General features: G+C 45.8%; 8 protein-coding genes. All 8 read right to left on the bottom strand.

The features are described from left to right. Window positions 1-8 precede the first annotated feature (8 nt). The 8 genes from E8Q33_RS14190 to nirB all read right to left on the bottom strand — a co-directional run bounded on the left by E8Q33_RS14190 (window position 9) and on the right by nirB (window position 11,425). Window positions 9-1,031, bottom strand: a complete 1,023-nt coding sequence (locus E8Q33_RS14190) for an ABC transporter permease (protein WP_069295632.1) — start codon at window positions 1,029-1,031, stop codon at window positions 9-11. Window positions 1,032-1,069: 38 nt separating this feature from the next. After that, window positions 1,070-2,461 (bottom strand): CmpA/NrtA family ABC transporter substrate-binding protein, encoded by a 1,392-nt coding sequence (locus E8Q33_RS14195; protein ID WP_136555551.1) that lies wholly within the window; start codon window positions 2,459-2,461, stop codon window positions 1,070-1,072. 260 nt (window positions 2,462-2,721) lie between these two features. Further along, window positions 2,722-3,339, bottom strand: a complete 618-nt coding sequence (locus tag E8Q33_RS14200; protein ID WP_069295634.1) for an ANTAR domain-containing response regulator — start codon at window positions 3,337-3,339, stop codon at window positions 2,722-2,724. Then, window positions 3,323-4,189: a nitrate- and nitrite sensing domain-containing protein gene (locus E8Q33_RS14205; protein ID WP_136555555.1), complete on the bottom strand. Its 867-nt coding sequence runs from the start codon at window positions 4,187-4,189 to the stop codon at window positions 3,323-3,325. Before E8Q33_RS14205 ends, E8Q33_RS14200 begins: the two co-directional genes overlap by 17 nt. Window positions 4,190-4,573: 384 nt before the next feature. After that, the gene (locus E8Q33_RS14210) at window positions 4,574-5,836 is read right to left on the bottom strand and encodes a hypothetical protein (RefSeq protein WP_136555557.1); all 1,263 of its coding nucleotides are present in this window, start codon (window positions 5,834-5,836) and stop codon (window positions 4,574-4,576) included. A gap of 185 nt (window positions 5,837-6,021) precedes the next feature. Next, window positions 6,022-8,670 (bottom strand): nitrate reductase, encoded by a 2,649-nt coding sequence (locus tag E8Q33_RS14215; protein ID WP_136555559.1) that lies wholly within the window; start codon window positions 8,668-8,670, stop codon window positions 6,022-6,024. A gap of 10 nt (window positions 8,671-8,680) precedes the next feature. After that, complete coding sequence (nirD, locus tag E8Q33_RS14220; RefSeq protein ID WP_069295638.1) at window positions 8,681-8,989, bottom strand: nitrite reductase small subunit NirD; 309 nt, start codon at window positions 8,987-8,989, stop codon at window positions 8,681-8,683. 6 nt (window positions 8,990-8,995) lie between these two features. Further along, complete coding sequence (nirB, locus tag E8Q33_RS14225) at window positions 8,996-11,425, bottom strand: nitrite reductase large subunit NirB (RefSeq protein ID WP_211116190.1); 2,430 nt, start codon at window positions 11,423-11,425, stop codon at window positions 8,996-8,998. Between the last annotated feature and the right edge of the window lie 312 nt (window positions 11,426-11,737).

The raw sequence follows: 11,737 nt of genomic DNA on the forward strand, positions 1-11,737 counted from the left end.
ATATTCTCCTATCGAATATTGGCGTTTTTGTCGTATGAGAAAAATTTCTGCAGTGTGAGCATAATGCGATCCAACACAAAACCAATCAGACCAATTGCCAGCACCGCTACCATAATGCGACTAAGTGAATTTGAACTGCCATTTTGAAACTCATCCCAGACAAATTTTCCGAGACCTGGATTTTGTGCCAGCATTTCTGCCGCTATCAGCACCATCCAGCCAATGCCAAGGGAAATTCTCAAGCCGGTAAAGATCATCGGAATAGAGGAAGGAATCACAATTTTCCAAACCGTGGTGAAATAGCTCAGCCGTAATACCTTGCCGACATTGAGCAAATCACGATCGATCGATGACACACCAACCGCCGTATTAATCAAGGTCGGCCATAATGAACACAACATAACGGTGATCGCTGAGGTGATAAATGATTTGGAAAACATCGGATCAGCCGAGACATACACTGCACTGACCACCATGGTGACAATCGGCAACCAGGCCAGCGGTGATACCGGTTTAAAAATCTGAATCAACGGATTGATTGCGTTATACAGATTTTGGCTCAGACCACTGACAATACCAATCGGGATCGCTATCAGACTGGCTAACAGAAAGCCGACAAACACAGTAAATAGACTGGTCCAGATCTGATCGACAAAAGTCGCCCTGCCGGTATAGTCCCGAACCCGAATTTCAGCATCCGGATTTTTGGCCAATGCTGCTGCATTTCGCTCTGCCTGACGCTGGTAAAACTCATCAGCACGTTGACGTTCTGCCTGATGCTCAGCATTAAGCACCTTGACCTGTTCCCACACCTGAACCGGCCCTGGTAATTGCCCAAGGCTAGTATCCACCTTCGCAGCGCCTAAATGCCAGAACATCAAAAAGGCCAGAATGGCCAGCAACGGTAAGCCAATCATTTTAGTAAGTTGTTGAAACTGGAATCCGGCCGGTTCCCCACTGGCGATTTTCGCCAGTGGTACGAACCAGTTCAGCCCCGTCAATTCAAGAAAATATATAGCTTTATCTTTCATATGAACTCATCTTCGTCCGTTTTATGAAAACCAGGCGGTTAATCCACCTGCTCCTCGCCTTTCAGGCCAATGGCAAATTTTTCGAGGTAAGCATTTGGTGCTGTACCGTCGTACTCAATGCCGTCGATAAACTCATTTTGTGGAGCTTTAAATCCTGTTTCAGTCGAAAAATCCGGAAAATCAGTTGCACTTAATTTGCCTTCTTCAATCAACTCCATCGCGGCGATTTGATAAATATCTGGACGATAAACCTTCTTAGCCATTTCGGTGTACCAGCTATCAGGCTTGGCTTCAGGAATTTGTCCCCAACGACGCATCTGTGTCAGATACCAGATAGCGTCACTGTAAAAAGGATAGGTTGCGTGATGACGGAAAAACACGTTGAAATCAGGGGTATCACGTTTGTCACCTTTTTCGTATTCAAATGTACCGGTCATACTGTTGGCGATGACATCGTAATCAGCCCCGACATAATAACTTTGTGAGAGGATCTTCACGGCTTCTGGACGGTTGGCATTGTTCTCGGCATCCAGCCAATGTGCTGCACGAATCAAGGCTTTAACCAAAGCGATGTGCGTGTTGGGGTGCTTATCAGCCCATTGTTGACTGACTCCAAAGACTTTTTCCGGATTGTTTTTCCAGATGTCGTAATTAGCAATGACCGGAACACCAATTCCCATAAAAACGGCTTGTTGGTTCCACGGTTCACCAACGCAATAACCATCAATTGTGCCGGCTTCCATGGTCGATGGCATTTGAGGTGGTGGCGTTACGGAAAGCATGGCTTCTGCTTGAAGCTGACCACTGCTATCACCTTTGTGGGGAGCATAATAGCCAGGGTGAATACCACCAGCAGCCAGCCAATAACGTAACTCGTAGTTATGGGTAGAAACCGGGAACACCATACCCATATTGAAAGATTTGCCTTGTTGCTTAAACGAATCAATTACAGGCTTGAGTGATTCAGCACTTATCGGATGCTGAGGTTTACCATCTTCACGTGTTGGAATATGAGGTTTCATCTGTTCCCAAACGCGGTTGGAAACCGTAATGGCATTACCGTTGAGATCCATACTAAAAGCGGTAATGATATCAGCCTGTGTACCGTAACCAATGGTGGCGCCCAGTGGTTGACCAGCCAACATATGTGCACCATCAAGTGCACCGTTAATCACACCATCCAACAGTACTTTCCAGTTGGCCTGTGCTTCCAGTGTGACGTACAACCCTTCATCTTCAAAAAACCCTTTCTCCTTGGCAATCGCTAACGGTGCCATATCGGTAAGCTTAATAAAGCCCAGACGAAGATCTTCTTTTTCCAGTTCTCCTGGTGCCGCGGCTAATGATGTTGAAAAGCTGATAACAGAGAGTATGCCGATAGCAGATAGCCAACGACGCAAAGGATGTGAATTTACTTTTGGTAAAGACATGGTTAACTCCAACAGTTAGGACAGAAAACGGCTGCGTTGCCCAATACCGGGGAAATGATTTCCACACACGGTTTCAATCCTGCGTTGGATTGGAGTCCAATCTGCAGTTAATATGCCAATTACATACCTATTTAAAACAATATATCTTTCAAACACTTAAAAATTATCACGCTCACACCATGACGTTAAATTGCGTCGATTTGGGGCTGATTCAAACGGTCGGCACTTTGTTGGTGCAGTAACCGACCGTTTGCTAATCATCAAGGATGAGAATGTGTTTCCAGTAAATTGGCCGTAGCAAGTACCTGTTTTGCCAACATCGCCAGGCGCATGTTCTGGTTCATCGCAGTCGTGCGTAACAGACGATAAGCCTCGTCCTCACTGCATTGACGTTGTTGCATCAACACGCCCTTGGCACGATCGATAATCTTACGTTCGGCCAGTTTGGTTTCCAGTGATTGCACTTGTTCACGCATCGTTTGTTGTTGTAGAAAACGGTTGCGTGCTGTGCTGAGTAATGGCAACACCCGATGTGGTTGCAAACCATCAACCACGTAGGCACTGACTCCAAGCTGAATCGCTTGTTTTTCGACCTGTGCGTCATAGGCGTCGGTAAATATAACCACCGGCATCGGTTGTTGCCTGAGCAACATGTCGATAAGTGCCATCATGTCACTATCGCAGTTTCGTACTGCGAGAATAAACATGCCGGTAAATTCGAGTTGCTTCATAGCAAGTTTGGGAAGAGAAGCCGACTGATTGGTCACCTCGAACATGGTGCCGCTCAGTTGTTCGACTAATTGCTGTGCAATATCAGAACGATCGCACACCAATGTGGAATTAAAACTTTGTGTCATGATGTCAGTTGAATTTCGCATGATTATCCGCAGCATAGTTAATGATAAGAGAAAACACGTTAAGTACCGTATCAATGGCACGGGTGGCCGTTTTAAAATAGTCATCTGCTGATAAGGTAATTGCCCCTTCAATCAGCACTTGTTGATCAATGGTATGTAACAATAAATCGGTGTCACGTTCAATTCGGTCATTCTGACCTGCCAAAATCGCAATCAATTCTTTATTACGAATTCCGGCAGTTTCTCTGAGCAGCTCAGCAATTCGGCTGTTAGCTGTTAAACGTTGAAAAGACAACATCATGGTTTCAGCACCACCACCATGACCACGAGCGCATAGCGTTGACCCAACAGCACGCATTTGACCAAGAATTTCGGCCGCTCTGAGTGTGTCAAGGCATAGTTCGGATAAGCGGGTAATGTTATCCAGCATGAAGTGATGCAGATTGTATAAACGGCTGAGGTCGTCAAACAGCGATAATTGACCTTCAATCATTGCGTTGTGTTGACGAATTACCTGATGAGATGTGAGCTTGCGTTGCTGAACCTGTTTTTTCAGTCGTGGCCAGTGATCTACAAATGACAACCATTGCGGTAGTTTTTGCATATCAGTATTTTCACTGGCAGCGATGAATCGGTCGATTTCCTGTTGCAGGAAAGTTAATTTTCCGGTGAGAGATGCGTTACCAGCACAAACGGCACTGCTGGTTCCACGATGTTGCTGACTAAGATCGATTAGCTCCTTAAGGCGAATCAGTTGTGAAATGGCATGTTTGATTCGCCGTTTGTCACGTAAACTCACCGTCCATTGTTTGGTAGCGGCGAAACACGCCGCTACCGTAAATGCACCTGCTATGGTGGGGTTGACTATCATAGCCTGACTCTCAATTAGGTTTTTTTACCATTATTCCCAGCTGAAAAGGTAACCAGCCATTAAGCCCAAGGGAGAAATCAACACCAAGAAAAGCAGTTTGAAAAACTCTTTCATTAAATAGAAAAAATCAACTAGATATCCCATGTTGTGGCCTCCTTCGTTGTATGGCAACGTCAGGGATATTGCATAAGCCATGCCAGAGATTTAATCATTATTTATCAATAACTTAAAAATACATCTTGCCAGGTCCTGCATTAAAATGGGCTGTGACAGCTCTGTTTACGCTAGTTTTTGGTGCGTGAAACCCAAAACTAAAACATAAAAAAGCCAGCCCTAAATGCGGGCTGGCTTGGCTAAATAGCTAAATATTTAGCCGAGGAGATATCAGAATTTAACCTGTCCATAGACCCAGAATTTTTCGGTATCCACTAATGATGGGAATTCGCTGTCAGCTTTATAATCAGCGTATTTCACCCCGACGGTATAATGCTGATTAAAGGTTTTTTCCAGTGAAATATCCAGCTCATTACCAGCATCAAGATTGTCGTAATCAGTTTCAAAGTCATGGTAGGAGACAATTAATTTGGCGTCCCAGAAAACATTTCCAACTACGGTCAGATAGACATCTTTCAAACCTTCTGGAGGGGTATTCAGGAATTGATCGGCCCAGCCTTGGAAAGCATGATTGGTTCCCAGCGGCGTCTTAAAGCTATCCGTGCCATCCCCTTCCAAAACTTCATATGAGAGTTTAGCCATCCAGCCTTTATGTTTAGCACCCAATTCTGCCAGATAATAATTCTGTGCATCCATCGTTCCGCCCTTATAGTCGCTTTGACGGGCATATTCAGCGGTATAAACCAGATTCCAGCTATCATTAATCGCTGGTGCACCACTAAGTCTCAGGCCAAATGTTTTAGATGAAATAACCTCAGCGTCTTCATATTCAAGCAGATAACCGTAGCCTTCCAACTTGCCAAACGGTAAACCACTGTACTGGGCATTGATCAAATGTGCTTCAACATCAATCACACCATTTTTAATCACGCCAGTCCCTATCAGATCTGAATCACGATCATCACCAAAAATAGTGTTTATTTTATTTACAAATGCATAACTCAATTGGGTATCGGGTAATGACGTGTTCTGAATTGAAAATGCATCAAAGGTCTGATGATTCTGCCGCCATAACACATTACCAATATAACGATGGAATGGTGCATCACGATAGGTAATTTGCTGACGACCAAATTTAGCAACCGTGTCAAACCCCTGATAACTCAGATAAGCCTGATTGACTTCAGTACCATCTGGATCGGCTACTAACGAGTATTCCGCCTTTCTATTCGTTGTACTGTTGTAATTATCACCACCCAGATCAGTAACGTTCTCGAACTCAACAAATGCCCCAAAACCATTTAAGCGACCTGTTTCATAGCCCAAGGTTGAGCGGACAGTGAATGCATCAGCATCTTTCAGGTCATTATCCTGTTTGACTGACTCATAACGGGCACGTGCAGAAAAACTGACTTTACCGCCGGTCAGCGCTTCCATAAAACTGTCTTTTTCAGCAGCGGCTGCAGTGATTGGTAATGCGCCAATCAAGCTCGCCATCAACGTCGTTGCAGAAAATGTATAAAATTTTGACATGATCCTTCCTTATTCACGGGACGCAGAAACTCGTTTCGACGTCCGAAATATCAAAAAATAGAGATTGATTTGCCACGACATTGTGGCTGCATACGCGCTGGGCGGTTCGGAGGGAAATGCATCATCGTAAATGCACAGCACTCGTCAATTTGGTTTGGCAGAAATCATCTCTGCCATAACAACTGTCAGGGATTAGCTAACAGTTGTTTTAATTCGGGAATGCAGGAACCACAGTTGGTTCCAGCTTTTAAACAGCGGCCAATATCATCAACTGATTTGGCTTCACCTTTACGGATAGCATCCTTAATCGTGGTTTCACCCACTGCAAAACAGGCGCATACCAATTTGCCTTTATCCTGCTGTCCGGGACCCGGGCGTCCTGCCAGTAAACTTTGCCGGGCAGCCGCATCCAATGTTTGTTCAACAAATAATTGAGACAACCAGCCTCGTTCAGGCAAATGATGATCGGCTGCCAGAAACATAACCGTCTGTAACTGGTTATCTACTATATTGGCAGCCCGATAGCGGCCTGCCCGCTGGTCACTAAATTCCAACCATTCCCCTTGTTGCTCAGTCAGATTCTGAATCCACTCAAGTGGTTGTTCTACCCAGTTTTCACCGGCCAGTTCATAGCGCCAGAACTGCTGCCCCTTAACCTTGACCCAATAAGCCGTTTCAGTGAGGCTCAACGGCTGACGGGATAAAATAAACCCATGCCAGCGTGGTAAAAATGGCCTTACATTAACTGGTGTATGTTTGGATTCGGGTTGTCCAGAAATCGGGTCTGTAATGGGGGCGACCAGTGTATCGACCCGAGCATGAGAAGCAAATTGTCCATTCCAGTGAATTGGCACAAAGATACTGCCGGGGCGTTGATCCTGAGTTAGATTAACCCGTCCGGTGAGTCGTCCCCATTTACTTTCAACTTGCGCCAGTGCTTTGTTTTGGATCTGCCAGTGCCCGGCATCTACCGGATGCATATCAATCATCGGTTCACTGATATGAGCATTTAGCCGGGGGGCACGACCAGTGCGAGTCATGGTATGCCATTGATCACGGATGCGGCCGGTATTAAGTACTAAAGGATACTCATCATCCACTTCGTTTTGCGGATAATGTGGATCTACCGCAATCATTCTGGCTTTACCGGAAGCGGTGTAAAAATGGTTATCGGCAAACATTCTGGCTGTGCCCTGAGGGGCATTATCAGTTATCGGCCATTGAATCGGTTGTAGTGACGCATATTCCTGCTCTGTGATATCTGCCAGTGCACTGATATCAAAATCACGCTCGCCATGATTTTCAAATGCTGACAATCTGGCATGTTCACGAAATACATCCACGGCAGTTTCAAACTCAAACTGTTCAGCAAAACCCATACGTTTGCCAACTTCTTTAAGCATCCACCAATCTGCTTTAGCTTCTCCAGGTGCTGGTAAAAAAGCCCGCTGATGGCTGATTCGTCTTTCTGAATTTGTTACCGTGCCGTCTTTTTCGCCCCAGCCCAATGCTGGCAGTAAAACATCGGCAAATTCGGTGCAGTCGGTTTGCTTTTCAATCTCAGAAACGATGACCAATTCGCATTGCTTTAAAGCTCTTTTGTTCTGATCGGCATCGGGAATGCTTACGACTGGGTTGGTTGCCACAATCCAGACAGCCTTGATGTCACCGCGTTCAATCGCCTGAAACATATCAATGGTTTTAAGGCCGGCCGTATTGGTTAAGCGTTCGGTGTTCCAAAAACGTGACAGGCGATCATGATGTTCCGGCTTGTCGATTTCCATATGAGCAGCCAGCTGATTGCTCAGGCCGCCGACTTCTCGACCGCCCATCGCATTAGGTTGTCCAGTAATTGAGAATGGGCCCATTCCGGCTTTGCCAATCCGGCCGGTTGCCAGATGACAGTTGATAATCGCATTACATTTATCGGTGCCACTGGTCGATTGGTTGACGCCTTGCGAAAACAACGTGATAGTTTTTTCGGTCGAGGCAAATAATTGATAAAACTTGGCCACATCGGCTTCTGATAACTCGGTTTGGCGAGCTACCTGAGGAATATTTGCAGCGGTTTTGCTGGCCGAATCCAATGATGAAGCAAAGCCTTCGACATACTGTTCAAGATAATGCCAATCAATACAGTCATGCTGTTTGAGATAACTCAGTAAGCCGTTAAACAGAAAGGCATCGGCACCGGGACGTAATGGCAGATGCAAATCGGCGATATCACAAGTCGCCGTTTTGCGTGGATCAATCACAACCACTTTCATATTTGGGCGATTGAGTTTGGCCTGGGTAATACGTTGAAACAACACCGGATGACACCAGGCGGTATTGGAACCGATAATCACCAGCAAATCGGTTTGTTCGAGATCTTCATAACTACAGGGCACCGTGTCACTGCCAAAAGCACGTTTATGAGCAGCCACCGCGGAAGACATACACAAACGGGAATTGGTCTCGATATTGCCGCTGCCAATAAAGCCTTTCATCAGCTTATTGGCCATATAGTAATCTTCGGTCAGAATTTGACCCGACACATAAAACGCCACTGCGTCCGGACCATGTTCATCAATGATCTGTTTAAATCTGTCACTAACATGATCCAGCGCGGTGTCCCAATCGACCCGTTTACCATCCACCTGTGGGTACAACAAACGATTATCCAGACCGACGGTTTCACCTAATGCCGATCCTTTAGAGCACAAACGTCCGAAATTTGCCGGATGGGCCGGATCACCTTTTATAGCGACCGTTCCATCTGCCTGTGGCGCAGCTAAAACGCCACAGCCGACGCCACAATAGGGACAAGTTGTTTGTGTTGCGAGTTGTGCCAACAGTCAATCCTCAGAGTGAGATGTAAATCATGCCGTCTTCGACTTTGGTTGCAAAAGAACGGGTGCAACCTTCGTCCGGCCCTGTCGCTTCACCACTGCTTAAATCAATCACCCAATTATGCAATGGGCAGGCAACTCGTTTATCGTAAACAATGCCTTGCGATAAAGGGCCTTTTTTATGCGGGCATTGATCAAATAAGGCAAACACTTCATCCGAGCTGGTACGAAAAATCGCCACATCCCCATCCGGTGTGGTCATCACTCGTGAGCCTTTTTGCGGCACACTCTCCACTGGTCCAACTTCAGTCCAATTTTGCATCTTTTTTTAACCTACTTGCTTGATGGGAATATAGTTTTCACGTTGTTTGGCAGCATGTTCCGCCCAAGGATCATCTTGCGATCTTTCCTGTGACTCATAGAACCGCTGTGCCAAGACTTTACGGTTGTCATGATCATCAACTACTTTGGCCTGAACACTTTTCAGCCCTACCCGTTCAATCCACGGGGCGGTACGTTCCAGATAATGAGCATCTTCACGGTAAAGCTGCATAAAGGCTGCACAGTATTCCATTGCTTCTTCTTCAGTGGCGACTTTGCAAAGGAAATCAGTTGCCCGCACCTTGATACCACCATTACCACCGACATGTAGTTCGTAACCTGAATCCACGCAGACAATACCAAAATCCTTGATAGTGGCTTCTGCACAGTTACGCGGACAACCGGATACCGCAATCTTGAATTTATGTGGTGTCCATGAACCCCAGGTCATTTTTTCCACCTTGATGCCTAAGCCGGTTGAATCCTGAGTACCAAAACGACACCATTCAGAACCAACACAGGTTTTAACAGTACGTAATGATTTGCCATAGGCATGACCAGAGACAAAACCTGCTTCACTCAGATCGGCCCACATTTTTGGCAAGTCATCTTTTTTCACACCCAGCAAGTCAATACGCTGACCGCCGGTAATTTTTACGGTAGGTACATTATATTTATCGGAAATATCAGCAATGGCACGTAATTCATTGGCATTGGTCACCCCGCCCCAGATCCGCGGTACCACTGAATAGGTTCCGTCTTTCTGGATATTGGCATGCACCCTTTCATTGATAAAACGTGATTGCGGATCATCTTGATAATCCGGCCAAGTGCTCAGCAGATAGTAGTTCAGTGCTGGACGGCAAGAGTGACAGCCATCTGCATTTTTCCAATCCAAGGCGACCATCAGATCGGAGATAGTTTTCAGACCTTTATCTTTAATAGCGTTTTTCACTTCGCCATGACTCATGCTGGTGCATCCACACATGGCTTTTTTGCTTGGGGTATCGTTAAAGTCACTGCCCAATGTCGAGGCCAGAAGCTGTTCGACCAAACCAGTACAGGAACCACAGGATGCTGAAGCTTTGGTATGGGCTTTGACTTCATCGAGAGTAAACAGACTGTGTTTACTGATGGCCTTGACGATATCGCCTTTGCATACACCGTTACAGCCACAGATTTCGGCATCATCCGGCAGTCCATCAACCGAGTTGGCCGCGCCATGACCGGAATCACCAATGTGATGCTGACCAAACAGCATATTCTCACGAATACTGGACACATCGGTGCCATCACGCATTAACTGGAAGTACCAGGCACCATCCACAGTATCACCATATAAAACGGCACCGATCAGTTTGTCGTCCTGAATTACCAGCTTTTTATAGACATGGCGGGCGGCATCTTTGAACACCAGATCTTCGGTGCTTTCATCACCAATAAAGTTACCTGCAGAGAATAAATCAATACCGGTGACTTTCAGTTTGGTTGAGGTAATAGAGCTGACATAACGGGCAATACCCATCTGAGCCAGATGATTGGCACAGACTTTTGCTTGTTCAAACAACGGTGCTACCAGACCAAACGTCGCTCCACGATGCTGAACACATTCACCAACTGCATAGACCTTAGGATCGAAAGTTTGCATGGTGTCATCGACCACAATACCGCGCTCACAATGGATACCAGCCGATTGTGCTAACTCAATATTAGGCCGGATACCAACCGCCATAACGACCAGATCGGTATCGATTTCTGTGCCGTTTTTAAAGACAACTTTTTCAACTCGTTTTTTACCTTCAATCGCTGCTGTTTCATGCGACATCAGGAATTTAAGCCCTTTGGCCTGCAATTCATTCAACATCAGATCTGATGCTGGCTTATCCAATTGCTGATTCATTAAAACATCAGCGATATGCACGACGGTGACTTCCATGCCTTGAATCATTAAGCCATTGGCGGCTTCGAGGCCCAATAAACCACCACCGATAACTACGGCTTTTTTGTAGGACTTGGCTGTTTCGAGCATATTGTCGACGTCAGCAATGTCACGAAAACTGATAACGCCCGGTAAATCACGGCCTGGTAATGGCAACATAAATGGGCGAGAACCGGTGGCCATTAACAAACGATCATATTCAAATACTTCGCCTTCAGCGGTTTCCACTTGGCGTCGAACACGATTGATATGGGTGATTTTTTTACCGGCATGCAAGGTAATACCGTTATCGATATACCATTGGCGATCATTAATCATGATTTGATCAATGGTTTTATCACCGGCCAGAACCGGTGAAAGCATAATACGGTTGTAGTTACCGTATGGCTCATCACCAAAAACGGTAATGTCGTATTTTTCAGGCGCTAACTTGAGTAATTCCTCCAGTGTTCGCACACCGGCCATACCATTACCAATCAGCACTAATTTTTCTTTCATGGATCGCTCCTGCATTTCGATTAAATATGCCTGAGCAAGCACTGTGCCAATAAGTAACCTATTAATTTAATTGAATATTAATTTTAAACAGGTAAGTAACATGCGACTTTGTGGTGCAAAATGGTGCATCACGCACAAAGATGGTGAATTAAGTTTTGTTGATCCTCAAGCCCTAGGGCTTGTTTATCTTTCATATCCACCACTGCTGGCGGCTATTTTTGTGTCCGACAAGGCGAAAAGCACGCAGTGTAGCCACCCTACATAAGTGATTGACAACGCAGCGGCCGCAAAAATAGCCCCAGCCCTTCGGGT

Source organism: Methylophaga sp. SB9B (assembly GCF_004832235.1).
GTDB classification, from domain to species: domain Bacteria; phylum Pseudomonadota; class Gammaproteobacteria; order Nitrosococcales; family Methylophagaceae; genus Methylophaga; species Methylophaga muralis.

Bases quoted from the DNA above. Each gene is read 5' to 3' on its own strand.
- E8Q33_RS14200 (WP_069295634.1), bottom strand. From the start codon at position 3,339: ATGCGAAATTCAACTGACATCATGACACAAAGTTTTAATTCCACATTG.
- E8Q33_RS14210 (WP_136555557.1), bottom strand. From the start codon at position 5,836: ATGTCAAAATTTTATACATTTTCTGCAACGACGTTGATGGCGAGCTTG.
- nirD (WP_069295638.1), bottom strand. From the start codon at position 8,989: ATGCAAAATTGGACTGAAGTTGGACCAGTGGAGAGTGTGCCGCAAAAA.
- E8Q33_RS14205 (WP_136555555.1), bottom strand. From the start codon at position 4,189: ATGATAGTCAACCCCACCATAGCAGGTGCATTTACGGTAGCGGCGTGT.
- nirB (WP_211116190.1), bottom strand. From the start codon at position 11,425: ATGAAAGAAAAATTAGTGCTGATTGGTAATGGTATGGCCGGTGTGCGA.
- E8Q33_RS14190 (WP_069295632.1), bottom strand. From the start codon at position 1,031: ATGAAAGATAAAGCTATATATTTTCTTGAATTGACGGGGCTGAACTGG.
- E8Q33_RS14195 (WP_136555551.1), bottom strand. From the start codon at position 2,461: ATGTCTTTACCAAAAGTAAATTCACATCCTTTGCGTCGTTGGCTATCT.